Source organism: Betaproteobacteria bacterium, from assembly GCA_016720065.1.
In the GTDB taxonomy this organism is placed as follows: Bacteria; Pseudomonadota; Gammaproteobacteria; order Burkholderiales; family Rhodocyclaceae; genus SSSZ01.
In genome coordinates this window covers 1,353,825-1,374,266 of the sequence record JADJXY010000002.1, presented here as the reverse complement: position 1 = coordinate 1,374,266, position 20,442 = coordinate 1,353,825, and the positions used below count along the sequence as shown (strand labels likewise).

Below are 20,442 nucleotides of genomic sequence, written 5' to 3'. Positions count from 1 at the left end.
GTGCCGTCAGAGCGTCTTCAGACCAGCCCTGTAACGGGCGGCGTTGCCCACGTAGTGCTCCGCCGAGGTCTTGAGGCGTAGCACTTCCTCGTCGTTCAGCTCGCGGATGACCTTGCCGGGGGAGCCGACGATGAGCACCCGGTCCGGGAAGACCTTGCCCTCGGGGATGAGGGTGTTGGCGCCGACGATGCAACTGCGGCCGATGACCGCCCGGTTGAGGACGATGGAGCCGATGCCGATCAGGCTGCCATCGCCCACCGTGCAGCCGTGCAGCATGACCATGTGACCCACGGTGACGTCGCACCCCAGGGTGAGGGGGACGCCCTCGTCGGTGTGCAGGACGGAGCCGTCCTGGATGTTGCTGCGGGCGCCGATGGTGATGGGATCGTTGTCGCCACGCAGGACCGCGTTCCACCAGACCGAGGCACCGGCCCCCAGGCGCACGTCGCCGATGACCGTGGCGTTGGCGGCGACCCAGGCCGAGGGGTCGATGGCGGGCGACTTTGCGTCGATGCGGAAAATGGGCATGATGCGGGCTCCTCAAAGTTGAGCGGGAGATTGTAATTGAGCGAGCTCGATGCGCTGCGGCGCGCCCTCCTGAGCTTTCGGGACGAGCGGGACTGGCGCCAGTTCCACACCCTGCGCAGTCTCATCGTCTCCCTCAATCTGGAGGCGGCGGAACTGCTCGAACTCACCCAGTGGAAACTCGATGCGGAAATCGACGCCCTGCCCGGCGACCCGACCGCCGCCGAGGCCCTTGGGGACGAGTGCGCCGACGTGCTGCTCTACCTGCTGCTCATTGCCGATGTGGCCGGCATCGACCTCGTCGAAGCGGCGCGCAGGAAACTGGTCAAGAACGCCGAGAAGTACCCGGTGGCCAAGAGCCGCGGCAGCCGGGCCAAGTACACCGATCTGTAGCGGGGTTTATGGTGCGCTGCGGGCCACTGCGCCCTCGGCAGGGCCTTCCAGCGGGGGGCAGGGCGAGGCGTCGGGCAGTTCGCAGCTTCCCGCACCGGCGCTGACCAGGCGATCGAGCAGGGTGGCGACGCGAATCGGGCTGGTCCAGCCGGCCAGGGCCAGGGGCGAGAAGGGACCGATGCCGGCCACCGCATTGTGGACCGCCGTGGCGCAGAAGAGGGGCGCCGCCCGGTCGGCCTCCGGCAGGCGGGCGGTGACCGCGGCGAAATCCTCCGTCTCCAGGCGAAAACGATAGACCCGGATGTGGGTGCCGTCGCTGCTCTGGAAACGCACGTAATCGGCAAGGCTCGCCTGCCAGTCCGGCTGGCGCCGGCGCAGGGCGACGTAACTGCCGGCCGGGTCGCTCAGGCGGGCGCCGGCGAACAGGCCGGCGTGGTTGCCGAAGGCCGCGTTGGCGTTGATGACCAGGGCGACCTCGTCGGGGGCCGGTTCGGCGAGACGCATGGCCTCCCGCGGCATCTCTTCCCGCGCCGTGACTTGGCCGTCGAACTGGGCCCTGGCCGGGCCGGGAACGATCAGACTCCCCACCAGCAGCAGGAATCCGGCGGCTTGCAGGCCGAGGCGCGTGGGGGACGGCCGCCCGCCCGGCACCGGGGCGGCTGCCCCCTTCACTCGCCTTTTTCCTCGCGGCTGTCCAGGCTGAAGCGGCCGGCGCCCTCCTGACCCAGGGTGGCGGCCAGGAAGGGGAGGCACTGGCGCAATTCCGCTTCCAGGGTCCAGGGAGGATTGACGATGAACATGCCGCTGCCCTGCATGCCCAGGCCGTCGCCGCGGGGGGGCGCCACGCTCAGGCTGACGTCGAGCCAGCGGCGCGCCGGCAGGTGCCTCAGCCGGCCCGGCAGATCCCGCGCCTCGGTGCGCGCCAGGAGCGGATACCAGACGGCGAAGATACCGGTGGCGAAGCGGGCGAGGCCGTCCTTCAGGGCCTGGAGGACGGCACCATAGTCGGCGCGGGTTTCGTAGGAGGGGTCGATGAGCACCAGGCCGCGGCGGGACGGCGGCGGCAGGAGGGCCTTGAGGCCGGTAAAGCCATCGCCGGCGGTGACCTTCACCTGGCGGCCGGCGCCGCGGAAGCAGGCTTGCAGGGCGGGGACTTCGCTGCTGTGCAATTCGAACAGCCGCAGCCGGTCCTGGGCGCGCAGGGCCCGGGCGGCGAGCCAGGGCGACCCCGGATAGCGGGCCAGGCGTCCGTCCGGGTTCGCCGCCAACACCTGGGCCAGGTAGTCGGCGAGGGGGGCGGGAAGATCGTCGCGGCCCCACAGGCGGCCGATGCCGTCGCGAAATTCCCCCAGTTTTTCCGCCTGGGGGCCGCGCAGGTCATACTGGCCTGCGCCGGCGTGGGTATCGACCACCCAGTAGGCGCCCTCCTTGCGATTGAGGTGGGCGAGGGTGCTGACGAGGACGAGGTGCTTGAGGACGTCGGCGTGGTTGCCGGCGTGGAAGCCGTGGCGGTAACTGAGCATGGGCCGGGATTTTACCCGGCCAGGGGTTCCAGGGCGAAGAGCTCGACCCGCGGGTGGCGCTCCAGGGCGGCGCCCACGCTGTAGGAGACGCCGCGCTCACCCTCCTGCAGGACAAGCTTCTGTCCGCTGCTGACGCTGCCCGGACGGGCGAGGAGGCCGGCGCCGTTGCCATGGCCAGGAAGTCGGGGAATGACGACCGCCTGCTCGACGACGGAGACCGCGGGTTGCGGCAGGTCGATGACGAAACCGTGGCCCGAAAGCTCCTGGAGCCCCAGTTCGAGACGGTGCTGCTCGGTCGTGGCGATGCGACGAACCATGCAGATGTGCAGCTTGCTGTTCTCGCGGGGTTGCAGGGCCACCACCTCGCCCGCTTCGAGGCGGGACTTCTCGCCCTTGAGATAGCGCACGCCGAAGCCCTCGGGGCTTTCATCCATGAGGGACCATTCGCTCAGGGCCACGGGCCAGTGACGTTCACGACGGGCGGGGTCGGTGCTGCGGCGGGAGAGGGCGCGGCCATTGAGGAAATCGATCACCGCGTCGAGTCCTGCCGCCAGGTCGGCGCGGGGCTTGAAGCGAGTGCGGGAATAGCGTCGCGCCGCGTGGCTGCCCAGGGCGGTGCGCATGCTCTGTACGAAAACCTCGGGCAGGGTCAGGGCGATGCTGGGCGCGTCGTCCGGGAGCTTGCGCAGCTGGCGGTCGAGCATGGCCAGCACGGGCCGGAAATCGACGATCAGGCAGCCCGCCAGGGCAGCGGTGCCCTGGGCGCGCAGGAGGGGGCGTCCCGGAGTGCCATCGTCGCCCCGCACGACGAACTGGCCCGCGGGGGACTTGGGGATGTGGAAATCGGCGTTCGCCTCGAAAATCAGCCCCAGGGGGGCGAGGCTCTCCACCGCCTTGCGCAGGGCGTCCAGGGCGCCGCGGGGATATTTGGTGGGGTCGATGGCGGCCAGGAGCAGGGTGGTGCAGTAGAGCGGCTCGACGGGATTGCCCTTGCCATTGGTCTTGCCGCTGCGGAGGGAGAGGCGGTACAGCTTGTGCAGCATCTGCCAGGAGGTCGCCGAGGGCATGGCGTAGGCCCGATAGGCCAGTTGCTGCCGGCGGAAAACGACTTCACAGGCGTGCTGCAGGGCGGCGGTGTGCAGGCGGGCCAGGCCGGAATCGACGCGCAATTTCTCGCTGCTCGCGGCAAGACCCGTGTAGGCCGCGGCCAGGGCCTTGAGGAGATTGTCGGCGGCGAGGGCGAGGGTGGTGGCGGAAGTCGACAGGGGCAGGGGGGCCCGTTCGACCTGGGTTTCGATCTCGGCCAGGGGCCGCTCTCCCGCGGCCCGGGCTTCTTCCAGCAGCCTGGCGCGCATGTGGAGATTGCCATGGCGAGCGATTCCCGGGATGATCTCGCCGGCCAGCGCCGCCGCGGCCTTCTGCGCCGGCAGGGTCGCCAGACCCTCCAGGGCCTCGCGGATTTCCGCCACGGCCTTGTCCCGCGGATTTGCGCGGCCAAAGGGCAGGATGTCGCGCAGGAATTGCAGGGCGGTTTCCATGGGGACTTCGGGGGGTGGGCGGGAGCTCATTATCGGCGAGGGCCACGGGAACAGGCTGTGGAGAATTTATCATCCCCGAAGGCTTGGTAAATCATGGATTTGTACGAATTGATCGCCCTGATCGCTGCGGCTGCTGGGGTGGCATTCTGGCTGGATAGTCTCAAGTCCCGGGAAGCTGCGGTGACCGCCGCCCGCACAGCATGTCATGCCGAAAACATGCTGTTCCTGGATGATACCGTAGTCATCCGCAGTGTGCGATGGGGGCGTGACGATGGCGGGCGCCTGCGGCTGCGCCGTTGCTACGCTTTCGAGTACAGCGATACCGGCGACAACCGGCGCGCCGGGGCCGTGACCCTCCTGGGACACGAAGTCGAGATGCTGCATCTGCGGCCGCGACTGGTGCTGTGCGAAAGGGAGGAAGCTCATGGCGACGAAGGTTGAGGCGGTGGATTTCCGCGGTTGCGAGGCCTTCCGCCTGGAGGGCCCCCGCGGCGCGGGGGCCGTCGTGGCCAGGCGCGGCGGGCAGGTGCTGTCCTGGACGACGGGGGACGGCCGGGAACGGCTTTTCCTTTCCCCCAGGGCGCGCTTCGACGGCAGCCTGCCCATCCGGGGCGGCATTCCGGTCTGTTTTCCGCAGTTTGCCGGCCGCGGCCCCCTGCCCAAGCACGGCCTGGTGCGCAACGTCGTGTGGCAAGCGGCGGAGACCCGCGCGACGGAAGCGTTCGCCCTGCTCACCCTGGCCTGCGGCGACGACGAGGCCAGCCGCCGCCTCTGGCCCCACGGCTTTCGCGCCGAGGTCACGGTGGTGCTGGAGGCCGACCGTCTGGACGTGGAACTGGCGGTGGATAACACCGGCGCCACGGCCTGGGCCTTCACCGCGGCGCTGCACAGCTATCTGCGCGTCGTCCAGGTCGAAGACATCACCCTGGAGGGCTTGCGGGGCAGCGCTTACGAGGATTGCGTCGCGGGAGGCGAAGGGCGCGAGAGGGCGGTGGACCTCATCGTGGAAGGCGAGGTGGATCGCATTTACCGCGATGTGACCCGGCCACTCCTGCTGCAGGCCGGCAACCTGAGCCTGGGCATCCACGGCCAGGGCTTTGCCGATGTGGTGGTGTGGAACCCCTGGGTGGACAAGTGTGCCGCCCTGCCGGACATGGCCCCCGAGAGCTGGCGCCACATGCTCTGCGTCGAAGCCGCCGCCGTCCAGCGCCCGGTGAGCCTGGCCCCTGGCGAGTCCTGGGCCGGGCGCCAGACCCTGGTCGCCCTGTGACCCCGCGTCCAAGAAGGCAAGGCCGCCCCCGCAGCCTTGACCCCTCACGCCCTGCCCCTCCCCGAATTTGATGTGCATTAGAGCGCGGCCCCCAGGGCTGTGCTTGACTCTCGGGCTTTCCCTCCGCGAGTGCTTCCATGACCATCGTTCCCCTGTCCACCGCCGCCCTGGGGCGGGCTTTAGGCGCGGGCTGGCGCCTCGCCGGCGCCACCCGTGGCGTCAGCACCACCTACGCGGCGCTGTTCACCCTGGCCGGACTGCTCATCATCGGTGGTCTGCTGGGGCTGGGTCTCGCCCCTCTGGTCATCGCTGCCGCCGGAGCCTTCATGCTGGTAGGCCCGGCCATCCTGGCGGGATTCTTCGGCATCGCCTCGGCCTGGGAGGCCGGCGAGAAGCCCCGGGCGGCGGCGGTGCTGGCCGGTTTTCGCCGCGCCGACACGGGGCTCTGGGTGGTGGCCCTGGTATGCGCCCTGCTGTTCATGATTTTCATCACCGACGTGGCGACCCTCTACAGCTACATGGTGGGCGGCACCCCGGTATGGCTCTCCGACCTCATTCCCACGAGCGCCAATGTGACCGGCTTCCTCAAATGGGGCGCCATTTCCGGTGCCGTCTTCGCGCTCCTGCTCTACGCCGTGGCCGCCTTTTCCGTCCCCCTCCTGTGCGAGGGGCGCGTCGGCCTGGTGAATGCGGTGGCCCTGAGCGTGCGCATCGTCCTGGGATCGCTGCCGGTGGCCCTGCTCTGGGGCATCCTGCTTTCCGTCCTGGTCATGGGCAGCATCCTGCTCCTGCCGCTCCTGCCCCTGACCTTGCCCTGGCTCGCCTACGCCAGCCGTGCCCTGTACCGGGAGACCTTGCCGCGGGAGTCCTGAGGCGTGGGCGGTATAATGCCGCCCTTTGCTTCGCCTCCCCGCCCACCGTGAATCCCCTCGACAACGAAATCTCCCGCCGCCGCACCTTTGCCATCATTTCCCACCCCGACGCGGGCAAGACGACCCTGACCGAAAAGCTCCTGTGGTTCGGCGGCGCCATCCAGGTGGCGGGCGAGGTGCGGGCGCGCAAGGCCAGCCGCCATGCGACTTCCGACTGGATGGAACTGGAAAAGCAGCGGGGTATCTCGGTGACCTCCTCCGTGATGCAGTTCCCCTACCAGGAATGCATGATCAACCTGCTCGATACCCCGGGCCACGAGGATTTCTCGGAAGACACCTACCGCACCCTGACCGCGGTGGATTCGGCGGTCATGGTCATCGATTCGGTGAATGGCGTCGAGGCCCAGACCATCAAGCTGCTCAACGTGTGCCGCATGCGCGACACGCCCATCCTCACCTTCATCAACAAGCTGGACCGGGAGGGGAAGTCGCCCATCGATCTGCTGGACGAAATCGAGGACGTACTCAAGATCCAGTGCGCCCCCATGACGTGGCCCATCGGCATGGGCAAGCGCTTCCGCGGCGTCTACCATCTCTACGACGACAGCATCAGTTTCTTCGATCCCCGGGCCGAGAAGGGCACCGCCGAAACCATCCAGGGCCTGGACAACCCGCGCCTGGACGAGCTGATCGGCGAGCAGGCGGAGGAATTGCGCATCGACGTGGAACTGGTGCGCGGCGCCTCCCACGCCTTCGACGCCGAGGCCTACCTGGCCGGCAGGCAGACGCCGGTGTTCTTCGGTTCGGCCGTGAATAACTTCGGCGTCCAGTCCCTGCTTGACGCCGTGGTGGAACTGTCGCCGGCCCCCCTGGCCCGCCCGGCGGCAAGCCGCTCGGTGGCGCCCAACGAGGCCCGGTTTTCCGGCTTCGTCTTCAAGATTCAGGCCAATATGGACCCCAAGCACCGGGACCGCATCGCTTTCCTGCGGGTCTGTTCCGGCCGCTTCGAGCGGGGCATGAAGGTCAAGCAGGTGGCCGGGGGCAAACTGCTGGCGGTCAATAACGCCATCACCTTCATGGCCCGGGACCGCAGTACCACGGACGAGGCCTACCCCGGGGACATCATCGGCATCCCCAACCATGGCACCATCCGCCTGGGGGAAACCTTTTCCGAGGGCGAAGACCTCAAATTCACCGGGATTCCTTCTTTTGCGCCCGAGCATTTCCGCCTGGCCCGCATTGCCAATCCCCTCAAGATCAAGCAATTGCACAAGGGCCTGCAGCAACTGGCCGAGGAGGGGGCGACCCAGCTCTTCCGGCCGCTGTCAGGCAACGACCTGATCCTGGGCGCCGTGGGCATCCTGCAATTCGACGTGGTCGCCCACCGCCTGGAGAACGAGTACGGCGTGCAGGTGATTTTCGAATCCTACAACTGCGCCACGGTGCGCTGGATTCGGGGCGACGAGGCCGAACTGCGGCAGCTTTCCGACCGCTACGGTGCCAACGTGGCCCTGGACGGCGCCGACGATCCGGTTTATCTGGCCCCCAACAACGTCTATCTGAACATGATGCAGGAGAAGTATCCCAAGCTCCGCTTCCTGGACGCCCGGGAAGTGGCTTAAGCTCCTGGGCGCCGCCGCCGCCGTGCGGTCAAGCCCGTTCGCCCTGTCGCAGGGCGATCCCGGCAAATCGCGGGCTGCAACAGGCATGAACTGAACAGCATCGCCCTTAGCGCAGGGGAATGACCAGGGGCGGGATACCGATGCCGATGGTGATCGCCGGTTCCGAACGGTACACCGGGTACGCCGGGCGATAGACCACCGGCGGGGGCGGCGCCATGTAGACCGGCTGCGGGCTGACGTAGGCCGGGGAATAGACGACCGGCGCCTCGTAGGCCCAGGCCGGTCGGTGCGCGTGGTGCCAGGGGCGGTCGTGGCCGTGGTGGCGGTGCTGGCGCCCATGGCGATCGTGACGGTCGTGATGGTCGTGGTCCCGCCAGCCGCGCTCATGGGCAAAGGCGCTGGCGGGCAGGGCGCCCACTGTCAGCAGGGCGGCGATGAGGGCGGCGGCAAAGGGGGCGTGCATGGCGATCTCCGTGGGGTGCCGTTGGAAACAGGCTCCAGAGTAGGGAGGACGGGCGGCCCGGCCTGTGAGCCATTGCTACAGGATGTAAGCCCGCGGTTGAACGGGGATAATCTCCCTTCGGCACAAGGCAAATTTTTGGACTACGAAGACCCATGAGCATCCAGTGGTTCCCCGGACACATGACCTCGGCCCGCAAGAAGGCGGCCGAAACCCTCGCCCAGGCCGACGTGGTCGTCGAGGTCGTCGACGCCCGCCTGCCTGCCGCCAGCAGCAATCCCATGATTCACCAGCTGCGCGCCTTCCGCCAACGCCCCTGCCTCAAACTGCTCAACAAGGCCGATCTCGCCGACCCCGCCGCCACCCGCGCCTGGATCGACCACTTCGGCCGTCAGCCCGGTGTCCGGGCGGTCGCCATTTCGTGCAAGAAGCCCGCCGACGTGGCCCGCGTTCCCGGTCTGGCCCAGCAACTCGCGCCCCATCGCAACGACGCGGTGAAGCCCCTGCGGCTCATGATCATGGGCATCCCCAACGTGGGCAAATCGACCCTGCTCAACGCCCTGGTCAAGAAGAAGGTGGCGGCGGTGGGCGACCAGCCGGCGGTGACCAAGAGCCAGCAGCGCATCGACATCAGTTCCCGCCTCGTCCTCTACGACACCCCGGGCCTGATGTGGCCCAAGATCGAACACGAGGAAGACGGCCTCATGCTCGCCGCCAGCCACGCGGTGGGCATCAATGCCTATATCGACGAAGAAGTCGCCACCTGGCTGGCCGGCTTTCTCCTCGCCCAATACCCCCAGAGCCTCTCCGCCCGCTACGGCCTCGATGCCGCGTCCCTGGACGCGGTGGGGGTGCTCGAAGGGGTGGCCAGGAAGCGCGGCTGTCTGGTCAAGGGCCGCGGCGGCGAACCGGATCGGGAAAAGGCTTCCGGCATCCTCATCACCGACTACCGCAGCGGCGCCCTGGGGCGTATCAGCCTGGAGACGCCGGCGGGGCGGGAGGCGAGGCTGGCGGTTGCCGTTGAGGCCTTGGCAAAACACGAGGCCGATGGCGCGGGCGCATGAGCGTTGTCCTTCCTTCCTCGGTGGGGGCGGTGGGGCCTTGCGAGCTGGGGTTCGGTGTCACCCCGCGATTGCATCTGCTTTCGCGCTTGCGCGCAGTTACCTTCGGCCTCCCTACACCCTGAGCAGGGCCATCTTCAGGGGCGGCCGACCGTCCGGGCTGGGGAAGTCGGCTTCCGGGAGAATCCATTCGAACTCGCGGATCGGCCGGCGGATCTTGGCGGCGCAGCGCTGCAGCTGATCGGCCCAGACGTCGCGGTCCACCTGGGCGGCGTTGTTGCAGCAGATCAGGGTGCCGCCGGGGACGGTGCACAACAGGGCGAGCTTCATCAGGGCGGCGTAGTCATTGACCACATCCACTACCCCGAAGAGGCTTTTGGCGTAGGGGGGCGGGTCGAGGAAGACCAGGTCGAACTGATGCGGGTCGAGTTTGGGAAAGGCCGGCATGCGCTTGCCGCGCACCAGGGTCGGCTGGCCGATGCCGGCCAGTTGGCGCAGGGCGGCAAAGGCGTCGCTCTGGACGAAGCGCAGGCGGATGGGCAAGTCGTTGGCGCGGGCATTGTGCTTGCCGACCTTGAGGGCGGATTCGGCGAAATCCACGTTGACCACGTGACGGGCACCGCCCCGGGCGGCTGCGATGCCCACCCCGCAGGTGTAGGCGAAGAGGTTGAGCACTGATTTGCCGCCGGCTTCGGCCATAACCCGCCGCCGCCCGGCGCGTAGGTCGAGGAAGAGCCAGGGATCCTGGCCGGCATGGCGGGCCTGGATGGTGTAGCGCAGCCCCATTTCGCTGCATTCCCGCGCCGCTTCCGCCTGGGCCAGGGCGGCCGGTGTCAGGGCGTTGGCGATGCGCGAGTGGGCGGCGCTGCGGTCGTTGTAGATGGGGCTCAGGGCGGGCTGGGCTGCGGCGTAGAACGCTTGCAGCGCGGCCAGTTCGGCGTCGTCCAGGGGGCGATGGAAGCTCTGCACCAGGAGCAGGTCGCCGTAGCGGTCTGCGGTGAGGCCGGGAATGCCTTCGGTGCTGCCGTGGAAGAGCCGGTAGGCGGTGGTGGATTCTGCTTCCAGGCGGGCGATCAGGTCGGCGCGGCGGTCCAGGGCGGCGGCCAGGCAGTCGGTGAGGGCGGTGGGGGCAGGCGTGACCATGGCGGCTCCGGGAGGCGGTTGCAGCGATCGTCCCTGGGGTGGCCGCCGGTCGGCAGGGGGTTGCCGAAGGGCCTGGATTCTACCGGAGCGCTGGCCTCATTGCCGGGGATTCATGGCCGACCACAGGAGCCATTGGCCGCAGGCGGAGCGGGCGCGGCGTTCCGAACCGTCCCAGGGGCCACCGCGGCAGGGGCCGGTGGCGGTCTCCGCCGCCACTTCGACGGCATCGGGCGGGGCGGCGGTGCGTTCTCCGCCCCAGCGTTCGCAACTTGCGCAGCGCCGTGCCGCCGCTGCTTGCCGCATCAGCAGGTCTTGTCGGCGCGGCAGGCAGCCAGGGGTTGGGCAGCGGGTGCCGTGGGGCGGCCCTCGGCGATCCACGCCTTGATGCCGCCCTTGACGTTATAGACCTTGGCGTAGCCGGCTTCCTGGGAAAGGTAACGGCTGACGGCCTTGGTGCGGTTGCCGCTGCGGCAGATGACGGCCACCGGCTGGCCAGCCTTGGCGTAGGCCTGGGCCTTGGCCAGCCAGGCGGGGGGATCGGCCTTGCCGTTGTCGTCGAAGTAGGTGAGGAGCCGGCTGCCGGGGACGATGCCGGTTTCTTCCCATTCTCCGGCAGTGCGCACGTCGATGACCGGGACTCCGGCGGCCATCAGACGGGCCAGTTCGGCGTTATCCACGTCGATGATTTCGGCCCGGGCGGAGAGAGCGGTGGCGGCGAGGAGGGCGGCGAGCAGCAGGCGGGTGAGGCGGGACATGGCATTCTCCGGGGAGCAGGGGGCCGGCGGTGCCGGCGACGGAAGTTGGACAGCGTGGGGCGTCGGGAATTCTCACGGGCCCGCGGTCACGCTGCATCGCCGGCGGGGGTTCCGGACGCTCAGTAACCGGCGCCCTGGCGCTGCTGGCGCATCATCTTCTGCACTTCCGGGTCGTTCATCATGCGCTGCATGTCCTGGGTATTCATCTTGCCGCCGGGCATGCCGGGCATCATCACGTCGCCGGGCTTCTGGCCGGCCTTGCAGGGGCCGAGCCAGCGGGCCTCCTGGACCATCTTCATCTCGCTCCGACCGTGCATGGGCGGGTTGTAGCGCATCTTCATGTCGCTGCGGTAGTGGGTGTCGAAGTCGCCAGTGATGACGGCGTCGGTGATGACCAGGGATTTTTCCACGCGGCATTCGGAGTGCAGGGTGACCTTGCCGCCGGAGGGCGTCACCTGCATGACCGGGCAGTCGGGCTTCTGGCGGCTGCCTTCGTCTCGCATCAGATTGTCGCTGGCCTGGTCGACGCACATCTGCATCGGCCCCTGGGAGGGAACGCCCTCCATCTGTGTCTTCATCTCCCACAGGCCGGATTTGCGTTTGGGCAGGTCGGCAGCGGTGACGGCGCAGGCGATGGCCGTGAGGGCGGTGGCGAGGGCGAGACGGGGGGAAGTCATGGCAGGCTCCGATGAGGATGGCACAAGCCCCGCATCGTAGTGGCCTTTGGGGTTTTCGTCAGCACCCGGGATAATCCTGCCTTTTTTCGAGGTTTCCATGGCGCTCAAGGCAACCGTCTTCAAGGCCGAACTCCAGGTTTCCGACCTGGATCGCCACTATTACCAGTCCCACACCCTCACCCTGGCCCGCCACCCTTCGGAAACCGACGAGCGGATGATGGTGCGGCTGCTGGCCTTCGCGCTCTACGCCAGTGAAGACCTGACTTTCGGGCGGGGGCTGTCCACGGAAGACGAGGCCGATCTGCTCGAAGTGGGGCCCGATGGCACGCTGCTCACCTGGATCGATGTCGGCCTCCCCGACGAGCGGGATCTGCGCAAGGCCAGCCACCGGGCGCGTCGCGCGGTGGTGCTGACCTACGGCGGCAAGGCGGTGGATGTCTGGTGGCAGCAGAACCGCGCCGCGCTGGCTGCCTACGGCAATCTCGCCGTGCTGCGCCTGAGCGCCGAGCAAAGCGCTGCCCTGGCGGCACTGGCGGCGCGCAGCATGCGCCTGCAATGCACGGTACAGGAAGGCGTGGTCTGGCTGGGGGACGAAGGACGCAGTGTGGAAATCGCGGTGGAGCGGCTGCAGGGCTGATCGTCCCGCAGGGCGGGGCGAACGACGCCCCGGTTCAGGCCACCCACCAATAACGCACGATGTGGAAGAAGATCGGCGCGGCGAAGCTCAGGGAGTCGACCCGGTCGAGCATGCCGCCGTGGCCTTCGATGAGGGTGCCCCAGTCCTTGATGCCGCGGTCGCGCTTGATGGCGGAAAGGACGAAGCCGCCGAAGAAGCCCATGACGTTGATGGCCAGGGCCACCAGGGCCGCCTGCCAGGGCAGGAAGGGCGTCATCCACCACAGGGCGGCGCCGACGGCGGTGGAGGTGAGGACGCCGCCCACCAGGCCCTCTATGGTCTTGGAGGGGGAGATGTTGGGCGACAGCTTGTGGCGCCCGCACAGCTTCCCCCACACGTACTGCAGCACGTCACTGGCCTGCACGGTGAGGATCAGGAAGACCACCAGCAGTGCATTGCGACCCTCGAAGCCGGCGATGGGCAGGGTGAGCAGGGCCGGCACATGGGAAAGGCAATAGACGCAGATCATCAGACCCCACTGCACTTTGGCCGCACGTTCCAGAAAGCGGGTGGTGTCTTCCCCCAGGGCCGAGGACATGGGCAGAAGGAGGAAGGCATAGACCGGGATCAGGATGGAAAAGAGTCCGTACCAGTCCATGGCGACCAGGGCGTATTGCAGGGGCAGGAAGACGAAGAAGCTCCACACCAGGGCATGGTGGTCGCCCCGGCGGGTATGGGTGAGGGAGATGAATTCCCGCAGGCCCTGAAAGGAGATGAAGGCGAAGAGGGCGATGATGCCGGCGCGGCCGATCCAGAAAGCCAGCGCCAGGCAGCCGATCATGATCCACCAGGCCTTGATGCGGGCGTCCAGGTTATCCAGGGTGGCGGTGGGGGCCTCCGGGGCGAGACGCCGCCGCAGGACGAAGGCGACGCTGCTGGCCAGGGCCAGGCAGGCGAACACCCCGGCAAAGATGACGAAGACGGTTTCTTGGGGGGTCATGGGGACTGGATTGTGGCGGCACCGCGGCGCCCGATCGCACCCTTCGCCCGCCCGGAGGCGCCTGCGGGCTCGTCGCGATGCCACTCGGGGCGCATGCGTTTCGGGAAGGCGCGGAGGGCCAGGGCACAAGGCACTCCGGGCAACGACAGGCGACTGGCTGAGGTTTTCTGGTTCATGGCTCAGGCGGGTGGCGCCAGGGTCAGCATGGCGGTCCGGGCGCGGGCGAGGAAGGTTTCCTTGTCCTCTCCCGCAGCCAGGGTGAGGGGCTGGCCGAAGCTCAAGGTGCACAGGAGGGGCACCGGAATCAGGGCGCCCTTGGGCATCACCCGGCCCAGGTTTTCGATCCACACGGGAACGAATTCCACGTCCGGCCGCCGGCAGGCCAGGTGGTAGATGCCGCTCTTGAAGGGCAGCAGGGGCGTATCGCTCAGATTGCGGGTGCCTTCGGGAAAGATGATGAGGGAATCACCGGCGGCGAGGGCCTCGGCCATCTGCTCCACCGGGTTGGGGCCGCCCTCTCGGCTGCCCCGGGTGCGGTCCACCAGCACGGCGTTGAAGACATCGTGCACGATGAATCGGCGCAGGGCGTCCGTCAGCCAGTAGTCGGCACCGGCCACGGGGCGGGTGCGGCGCCGCAGATCCGGCGGCAGCGCAGCCCACACCAGGATGAAATCGACGTGGCTGTTGTGGTTGGCGAAATACACCCGCAGGCGGTCCTCCGGCACGCAGCCGCGCCACAGGGCGCGCACCCCGGTGATGAGCTGGGCAAGCCCGCCGATGGCGGTGCCGGTGCAGCGGCCGAGTAAACTCATGGGGACGTCCGTGGAGCGGCCTGGGCCAGACCGCTGCGGATGCGATTGACGATATTGAGGGCCATGAGGGCCGCGGCGGCGGGCAGGAGCCAGAAGCACCAGGCCGGCAGGCTGCCGGTCAGCCCCAGCCAGAGGCCGAGGCCGCCGAAGAGCACGGCCCGGTCGCTCTTGCCCATGGGGCCGTCGTACTGGCGCGGAGCGCCCACCAGGGGACCGAGGGCGCCGGTCATTTCGGACAGGGCGGCGAGGAAGATCATCGCCCCCACGCTGCCCCAGCCGAAGGGCGCCACCAGGACGAAGGGCAGGTAGAGGGCGGCATCGGAGACCACGTCGCTGAGTTCGTTGAGGTAGGCGCCGAGGGCGGATTTTTGCGCGAATTCCCGGGCCAGCATGCCGTCTACGGCGTTCAGGGCCATGCGCAGGAACATCCACAGGGGCAGGAGCAGAAATAGCGCGGGTCGGGGATAGACGAAGAGCAGGGCGCCCAGGCCGCAGGAAACGACCATGGCCAGGAGCGTGACCCCGTTGGCCGTGACGCCGGCCGCCGCCAGACGCACGACGCCGGGCCGCAGCAGGGCCTGGAAGCGGGGTTTGAGCTGGTAGACGGAAATCATGGGCGGTTCAGAAGGGCGGGGCGCGGCGGATTATGGCACGGGCTTTGCGGGCGCCTACTGGCCGAATAGCTTGCCCAGACTCCTGCCGATGCCCTGGGTGGCGCTGCTGACGCCCTTGGCCACCGACTCCAGGCTGATGCCCAGGGTTTCGGCCATGGAGGCGCCCACCCGGGTCATGAAGGCTTCATTCAGCGAGAATTTTGGATCGTCGAGACGACCGTCCAGGACGAAGCGGACCGTGATGCGTTCGTTCTTGTCCTTGAGCATGCCGATGACCGCCATCCGGGGCATGCCCATGAAGGTGGCGGTGGCGCCCTTGCCCGAGGCGAGTTCCAGATTGGCCACCGACAGGGTGCCCGGGGCGTGCAGGCGGTTCTGCTTGACGCTGGCCTTGAGGTCCAGGTCCAGGCTGCCGCGGCGGACGCCGGTTTCGGAAGCCTTGATGAGATAGGGCTGGAGCCCCACCAGGTCGACGCCCTTCAAGTGGGTTTCGATGTCGGAATCCTTGCTCGCCACCTCGATCCAGCCCGCCACGGTGAAACTGCCGTCCTGGCGGGCGCCCTTGACGCTTCCCTTGAGGTCCAGGCGGGTCTGGCCGGCGAGCTGGGGCAGGCGCAGCGTGCCGATGCGGGCCTGCAGGGCCTCCAGGCGCACGCGATGGGGCGGCTTGGCCACCGAGGCGTCGAAAAGCTCCAGGGCGGCGTCGTTCAGCTCGACTGCGTCGATGCGGACGGCGAGGTCGTCGCCGGTCTTGGCCTCGTCCTTTGCAGCGGCGGGCTTTTCCAGGATGCCGGGCAGCAGCCGCAGCTTGCCCTCGCGGGTGCGATAGACCGACAGGTAGGCGCCGTCGAGCACGATACGCCGGATGCGCACTTCGCGGCTGGAAAAGAGGGCGTCGAAATCGGGCACGACGACGATGCGCGCCGCCTTCAGGGCGTCCGGCGCCGGCCAGTCCTTGGGGGCGGGAACCCGCACCCCGGTCACCTCCACCGAAGACCAGCCCAGGCGGATGTCGGCCACTTCGCTTTCCGGCCCCAGGGCTTCGCGCACCTTGTCGCGCAGGGCGCCGGCGGCGTAGTGGAGCCCGACTGCGGCCCCGACGGCCAGGAGGGCGACGAGGAGGGCAAGGGCGATGAGCAGGCGGCGCATGACGAAGGGGGGCTCAGTGACCTTCCGCCTGTACCTGAAGCTTGACGCCCTTTCTCAGCTTGCCGACCACGTGCATCTCGCAGCGCTTGCAGTCGAAGCGCAGGGTGAGCTTGTCCTTGCCGTTCATGAGGGTCAGGGGGTCGGGGCGCAAGCCTTTCACTTCCTTGGGGCAGAGGTTGAAACTGTAGCGCAGGCAGTGCTTGGTGATCATGAGGGACACGGCGCCCTTTTCGTTCCCGGCCTCGTAGGCGTCCTCGATGAGCTTGACGCCGTGGCGGGCATAGAAGGCGCGGGCCTGGGCGTTGAGCACGTTACCCAGGTAACTCAGTTCATCCTGGGGGTAGGGAGCCGGCGGTTCGGCCGGGGCGGCCCGGGGCGGGCGGGGATGGGCGGCGAGGCGGAGGGCGTCGAGCTTTTCCAGCACCTCCCGGCGCAGGGCATTGACCACGGCGGTGGGCAGGAAGCGGGGCGCCGCCAGATGCAGGGCGATTTCCCGGGCGACGAAGGGCGTGTTGCCCAGCTTGCCCAACTGTTCCCGCAGGGCGGCGCCGGCCCGTGCCGTGTCCCGGGCGGCTTCGTGGGGGTGGGCGATGGTGGCCTGGGCGGCGAGACCGTCTTCGTCCCGGGCTTCCAGGGTGAATCCCTGGGGGGTTTCGCTCAGGGTGAGACTGACCGCAATGCGGCGGTCGGCGGATTTCTTTTCCAGCAGGCGCTCGAATTCCTGGTCCCGGTTGCGGTAGACGGCGAGGCCCACCGCCAGGCCTTGCGGCATGGTCAGGGGGTAAAGGCGCCGTCCCTCGGCGCGGCTGATGCGCAGGCCGGCGAGTTCCTGGTCGGCGTCGTAATAGCTCAGGCCGTCGCCGTTGTGCAGGGGAAGCGCGCTATCGACTTCGAACCACTCGGCCGCCACCCGAGTGACGTGGCCCAGGGGCTCACCGACGAATTTGGGCGAATCGAAGGCGCCGATGTCGGCCTGACGCGAATTGACGAAATAGTCGGTGGCCCCGCGGTTGAAGGATTTCTCCGGCTGGGGGACGAAGGTGTAGGTCGAGGTGCCGGAGGAAGCGCGGCAATAGCGCGGGTCGGCGGCGATGACTTCGTCCAGCAGGCCCCGGTAGTGGGCGGTGATGTTCTTGACGTAGCCCAGATCCTTGAGGCGGCCCTCGATCTTGAACGAGCCGATGCCGGCATCGGCCAGGGCGGCGAGGTTGGCGCTCTGGTCGTTGTCCTTCATCGACAGCAGGTGCTTGTCCTGGGCGATGACCTGGCCTTCGCCGTCGCTGAGGGAATAGGGCAGGCGGCAGGTCTGGGAACAGTCGCCGCGGTTGGCGCTGCGCCCGGTGTGGGCATGGCTGATGTAGCACTGCCCGCTGTAGCTGACGCAGAGCGCGCCATGGACGAAGAATTCGAGGACGGCCGGGGTGCCCGCCGCCACGGCCCGAATCTGGTCCAGGGACAGTTCCCGGGCCAGAACGATCTGGGAGAAACCCACGTCGGCCAGAAAGCGCGCCTTCTCGGGCGAGCGGATGTCGGTCTGGGTGCTGGCGTGGAGCTGGATGGGGGGCAGATCGAGTTGCAGGAGGCCCATGTCCTGCACGATGAGGGCGTCGGCGCCGGCTTCCCAAACCGCCCAGGCCAGGCGGCGGGCGTCTTCCAGTTCATCGTCGCGCAGGATGGTATTGACGGCCACCAGCACACGGGCGTGGTAGCGATGGGCATAGGCGGCGAGGCGGGCGATGGAGTCGACATCGTTGCCGGCGCCCGCCCGGGCGCCGAAGGCCGGACCGCCGATGTAGACCGCGTCGGCGCCGTGGTCGATGGCGGCGATGCCCAAGTCGGCATTCTTGGCTGGGGCGAGCAGTTCGAGGGGGCGGGGGGGGTTCTCCGCGAGGGGCATGGGGAGCTTCTTGTTGAGGTTTTATCTTTGGAAACCGCATTTTATCCCCTCCCGTGACGCCGGTGCCGACCTTGATCTGGAACAATGCCGGTAAGGGGGTGGGGAGTATGCTCAAAACGAGAAGGTCCGCTCGCCGCGACGAAAAATTGGGGAGTGCCCAAGAGACGGACCCGTCCTGCGGAGAGATTGCGTCATGGTCACGACCCCGAAGAAATTGCAGTGCCCCGCCGCCGAGGCGGGGGCCGTGCTGTCGTGTTTTCGTCTCTTCGACGCGGCGCCGGCAGGCTTCGTGCTCCTGGATGGACAGGGGGCCATCCTCTCGGCCAACGCGGCTGCCGAGGGCATCCTGGGCCGCCCGGCCCAGGCCATGAAGGGAATGCGCATGGACGATCCGGAGTGGCGCGCGGTGCGTGAGGATGGGTCCCTCTTTCCGCCGGAGGCTTTCCCCGTCATGGAAGCCTTGCGTACGGGAAAACCGGTGCGAGCGACGCTCATGGGGGTGCACAACCCCAAACTGGAGGGCTGCCGCTGGGTGCGCATCCACGCCGTACCCGTCTTCCAGGCCGGGAGTAGCGTCCCCGCTCAGGTCTATGCCCTGTTCGACGATGTGACCGACGCCCGGCGGGCCACGCTGCGCGAACGCTGGCGCAATCGGGTGCTGGAGGATGTGGCCCGGGGAGCGCCGCTCAAGGATATCCTGGACGGTATCGTGCGGGGGGTGGAGAGCGAGGACCGTACGCTCACCTGCACGGTGCTGCTGATGCAGGAGGGGGGACGTTCCCTCTACACCGCTGCCGCACCCGGCATGTCGGAGGCCTATAACCGGGCGGTGGACGGCCTGCCGGTGGCGGATGGGGTCGGCAGTTGCGGCACGGCGGCGTTTCGGGGGCAGCGCGTGGTGGTCGAGGACGTTCTCAGCCACCCCAACTGGGCGAGCCATCAGGATCTGGTGCGGGAGGCGGGTCTGCGGGCCTGCTGGTCGGAACCCATCCGCTCGTCCCAGGGGCGGGTGCTGGGAACCTTTGCCATCTACAGGCGCTTCCCTTCGGCGCCCACGGCCGCCGAGATCGAATGTATCGAAGGGGCGGCCAATATGGCCGCCATCGCCCTGGAGCACGGCGAGGCCCTGGCGGAACTGGAACGGCAGGCCCGCACCGATTATCTGACCGGCCTGGACAACCGCCGCAGCTTCTGGGCCAAGGGGGAGACCGAACTCGCCCGCACCGAGCGCTATGGCGGCGAACTGTCGCTCCTCATGCTGGATGTCGATCACTTCAAGCACGTCAATGACGCCTATGGCCACAAGGTCGGCGACCGGGTGCTGCAGGCCCTGGCCGATACCTGCCGCGCGGTCCTGCGCGAGGTCGACGGGGTCGGGCGGCTGGGGGGCGAGGAGTTCGGCGTTCTGCTGCCTGAGACTTCGGGCAGCCAGGCCCTGGAAGTCGCCGAACGGCTGCGGGAAGCGTTTGCCGACGCGCCGGTAGGTCTGCCGGATGGCCGCTCGGTGTCCTATACGGTGTCCATCGGCGTCACCAGTCTGCTCAGTGGGCAGCACGCGGATCTCGATATCCTCTTCGCCCAGGCCGACCATGCCCTTTACGCGGCTAAGGACGCCGGCCGCAACCGGGTCTGCACCCACCGGCCGGGAGGGGCGGTTCAGTAGAGGAAGCGCATGCGCAGGGATTCCAGCCCGAATTCGCGCAGCAGCCATTCCGCCCGCTGCCGGGCGCTGGCCTTCTTGCCACCGTTGCGGGTGGCGACGATGAGTTCGTTTTTCATCGAATGTTCCCAGCCCACCAATTCGGTGACCGTCACCTTGTAGCCGTGGCTTTCCAGCAGCAGGCAGCGCAGCACGTTGCTCAGATGGCTGCCCAGCTCGCGGGTATGGATGGGGTGGCGCCAAAGCTCCGCCAGGGGTGAGGCGCTCAGGGCAACCGCCTTACGTGCCCGCAGGGCAGCGGCGACTTCCGCCTGGCAGCAGGGCACCAGGACCACATGGCGGGCCTGCCGGTCGAGGGCAAAACGGATGGCGTCGTCGGTGGCGGTATTGCAGGCGTGGAGCGCGGTCACCAGGTCCACCCGGGCCGGGAGCCGGGGCGAAGTCAGGGCCTCGTCCACCGTGAGCGCCAGAAAGTCCATGCGCTCGAATCCCAGCAGATCGGCCAGGGATTTCGAACGCTGCACCAGATCTTCCCGGCTTTCGACCCCGATCACGGAGCCGAGGCCTCGTGGCTTGCAGAACAGGTCGTAGAGCAGGAAGCCCAGGTAAGACTTGCCCGCGCCGTGATCCACCAGGCTGAAGTCGCCACCTTCCGCGACCTCGGCCAGAAGCGGCTCGATGAACTGGTACAGGTGATAGACCTGCTTGAGCTTGCGGCGGGAATCCTGGTTGAGGCGGCCTTCCCGGGTCAGGATGTGCAGGGCCTTGAGCAGTTCGACCGACTGGCCGGGGCGGATTTCGGCAAGGACGTCGGCGGGGGTGGGCTGTTTCATGCGGCGGGTGCGGTGGGCGAGC

At 68.2% G+C, this 20,442-nt stretch carries 23 protein-coding genes; 8 read left to right on the top strand and 15 right to left on the bottom strand.

Translation table 11 applies throughout. The features are described 5' to 3' along the window. Window positions 1–6: 6 nt before the first annotated feature. A complete protein-coding gene (locus IPM73_09535) occupies window positions 7–528 on the bottom strand; it encodes a gamma carbonic anhydrase family protein (protein MBK8918271.1) in 522 nt (173 codons plus the stop codon). Window positions 529–564: 36 nt separating this feature from the next. Here IPM73_09535 and IPM73_09530 point away from each other — a divergent pair, with 36 nt between their 5' ends. Continuing rightward, window positions 565–918 (top strand): nucleotide pyrophosphohydrolase, encoded by a 354-nt coding sequence (locus IPM73_09530; GenBank protein MBK8918270.1) that lies wholly within the window; start codon window positions 565–567, stop codon window positions 916–918. Window positions 919–924: 6 nt separating this feature from the next. Here the strand turns inward: IPM73_09530 and IPM73_09525 are convergent, their stop codons facing one another. From IPM73_09525 to IPM73_09515, 3 genes are read right to left on the bottom strand one after another with little or no spacing between them, the layout of a single operon-like run. Then, window positions 925–1,590 (bottom strand): hypothetical protein, encoded by a 666-nt coding sequence (locus IPM73_09525; GenBank protein ID MBK8918269.1) that lies wholly within the window; start codon window positions 1,588–1,590, stop codon window positions 925–927. After that, entirely contained in the window at window positions 1,587–2,441 is an 855-nt protein-coding gene (locus IPM73_09520; GenBank protein MBK8918268.1) for a 23S rRNA (adenine(2030)-N(6))-methyltransferase RlmJ, read from the bottom strand. Before IPM73_09520 ends, IPM73_09525 begins: the two co-directional genes overlap by 4 nt. Window positions 2,442–2,452: 11 nt before the next feature. Then, a complete protein-coding gene (locus tag IPM73_09515) occupies window positions 2,453–3,979 on the bottom strand; it encodes a hypothetical protein (GenBank protein MBK8918267.1) in 1,527 nt (508 codons plus the stop codon). Window positions 3,980–4,072: 93 nt separating this feature from the next. On the opposite strand from IPM73_09515, the gene IPM73_09510 reads away from it, so the two are divergent. From IPM73_09510 to IPM73_09495, 4 genes are all read left to right on the top strand, one after another. Next, window positions 4,073–4,420 (top strand): DUF3301 domain-containing protein, encoded by a 348-nt coding sequence (locus IPM73_09510; GenBank protein ID MBK8918266.1) that lies wholly within the window; start codon window positions 4,073–4,075, stop codon window positions 4,418–4,420. Continuing rightward, window positions 4,404–5,249, top strand: a complete 846-nt coding sequence (locus IPM73_09505) for a D-hexose-6-phosphate mutarotase (protein ID MBK8918265.1) — start codon at window positions 4,404–4,406, stop codon at window positions 5,247–5,249. Before IPM73_09510 ends, IPM73_09505 begins: the two co-directional genes overlap by 17 nt. Before the next feature lie 137 nt (window positions 5,250–5,386). Beyond that, entirely contained in the window at window positions 5,387–6,121 is a 735-nt protein-coding gene (locus tag IPM73_09500; GenBank protein ID MBK8918264.1) for a DUF2189 domain-containing protein, read from the top strand. Window positions 6,122–6,168: 47 nt separating this feature from the next. Beyond that, window positions 6,169–7,743 (top strand): peptide chain release factor 3, encoded by a 1,575-nt coding sequence (locus IPM73_09495; protein MBK8918263.1) that lies wholly within the window; start codon window positions 6,169–6,171, stop codon window positions 7,741–7,743. Between the two features lie 106 nt (window positions 7,744–7,849). Here IPM73_09495 and IPM73_09490 read toward each other — a convergent pair whose 3' ends face one another. Next, window positions 7,850–8,206 carry a hypothetical protein gene (locus IPM73_09490; GenBank protein MBK8918262.1) on the bottom strand — a complete coding sequence of 119 codons (357 nt, stop codon included), beginning with the start codon at window positions 8,204–8,206 and terminating at the stop codon, window positions 7,850–7,852. Window positions 8,207–8,358: 152 nt separating this feature from the next. Between IPM73_09490 and ylqF the strand changes: the two genes are divergently transcribed. Beyond that, window positions 8,359–9,267: a ribosome biogenesis GTPase YlqF gene (ylqF, locus tag IPM73_09485; protein MBK8918261.1), complete on the top strand. Its 909-nt coding sequence runs from the start codon at window positions 8,359–8,361 to the stop codon at window positions 9,265–9,267. 111 nt (window positions 9,268–9,378) lie between these two features. Here ylqF and IPM73_09480 read toward each other — a convergent pair whose 3' ends face one another. From IPM73_09480 to IPM73_09465, 4 genes are all read right to left on the bottom strand, one after another. Next, entirely contained in the window at window positions 9,379–10,407 is a 1,029-nt protein-coding gene (locus IPM73_09480) for a class I SAM-dependent rRNA methyltransferase (GenBank protein ID MBK8918260.1), read from the bottom strand. A gap of 96 nt (window positions 10,408–10,503) precedes the next feature. Then, window positions 10,504–10,713 carry a hypothetical protein gene (locus IPM73_09475; GenBank protein ID MBK8918259.1) on the bottom strand — a complete coding sequence of 70 codons (210 nt, stop codon included), beginning with the start codon at window positions 10,711–10,713 and terminating at the stop codon, window positions 10,504–10,506. Further along, window positions 10,710–11,162 carry a rhodanese-like domain-containing protein gene (locus tag IPM73_09470; GenBank protein MBK8918258.1) on the bottom strand — a complete coding sequence of 151 codons (453 nt, stop codon included), beginning with the start codon at window positions 11,160–11,162 and terminating at the stop codon, window positions 10,710–10,712. The genes IPM73_09475 and IPM73_09470 overlap by 4 nt, the downstream gene beginning before the upstream one ends. Before the next feature lie 119 nt (window positions 11,163–11,281). Next, a complete protein-coding gene (locus tag IPM73_09465) occupies window positions 11,282–11,839 on the bottom strand; it encodes a DUF3617 family protein (protein MBK8918257.1) in 558 nt (185 codons plus the stop codon). 97 nt (window positions 11,840–11,936) lie between these two features. Between IPM73_09465 and IPM73_09460 the strand changes: the two genes are divergently transcribed. Further along, complete coding sequence (locus IPM73_09460; GenBank protein ID MBK8918256.1) at window positions 11,937–12,476, top strand: YaeQ family protein; 540 nt, start codon at window positions 11,937–11,939, stop codon at window positions 12,474–12,476. A gap of 34 nt (window positions 12,477–12,510) precedes the next feature. On the opposite strand, the gene IPM73_09455 is transcribed toward IPM73_09460, so the two are convergent. From IPM73_09455 to IPM73_09435, 5 genes are all read right to left on the bottom strand, one after another. Then, entirely contained in the window at window positions 12,511–13,455 is a 945-nt protein-coding gene (locus tag IPM73_09455; GenBank protein ID MBK8918255.1) for a phosphatidate cytidylyltransferase, read from the bottom strand. 179 nt (window positions 13,456–13,634) lie between these two features. Further along, a complete protein-coding gene (locus IPM73_09450; GenBank protein MBK8918254.1) occupies window positions 13,635–14,267 on the bottom strand; it encodes a 1-acyl-sn-glycerol-3-phosphate acyltransferase in 633 nt (210 codons plus the stop codon). After that, on the bottom strand, window positions 14,264–14,881 hold the full coding sequence (locus tag IPM73_09445) for a CDP-alcohol phosphatidyltransferase family protein (GenBank protein ID MBK8918253.1): 618 nt from the start codon (window positions 14,879–14,881) through the stop codon (window positions 14,264–14,266). The genes IPM73_09450 and IPM73_09445 overlap by 4 nt, the downstream gene beginning before the upstream one ends. Before the next feature lie 54 nt (window positions 14,882–14,935). Continuing rightward, entirely contained in the window at window positions 14,936–16,030 is a 1,095-nt protein-coding gene (locus tag IPM73_09440; GenBank protein MBK8918252.1) for a DUF748 domain-containing protein, read from the bottom strand. Between the two features lie 13 nt (window positions 16,031–16,043). Then, a complete protein-coding gene (locus tag IPM73_09435; GenBank protein MBK8918251.1) occupies window positions 16,044–17,927 on the bottom strand; it encodes a U32 family peptidase in 1,884 nt (627 codons plus the stop codon). 193 nt (window positions 17,928–18,120) lie between these two features. Between IPM73_09435 and IPM73_09430 the strand changes: the two genes are divergently transcribed. Next, the gene (locus IPM73_09430; protein ID MBK8918250.1) at window positions 18,121–19,590 is read left to right on the top strand and encodes a diguanylate cyclase; all 1,470 of its coding nucleotides are present in this window, start codon (window positions 18,121–18,123) and stop codon (window positions 19,588–19,590) included. Here the strand turns inward: IPM73_09430 and IPM73_09425 are convergent. Further along, on the bottom strand, window positions 19,584–20,420 hold the full coding sequence (locus IPM73_09425; protein MBK8918249.1) for an SAM-dependent methyltransferase: 837 nt from the start codon (window positions 20,418–20,420) through the stop codon (window positions 19,584–19,586). The two genes, IPM73_09430 and IPM73_09425, sit on opposite strands and share 7 nt — an antisense overlap. Window positions 20,421–20,442 lie beyond the last annotated feature (22 nt).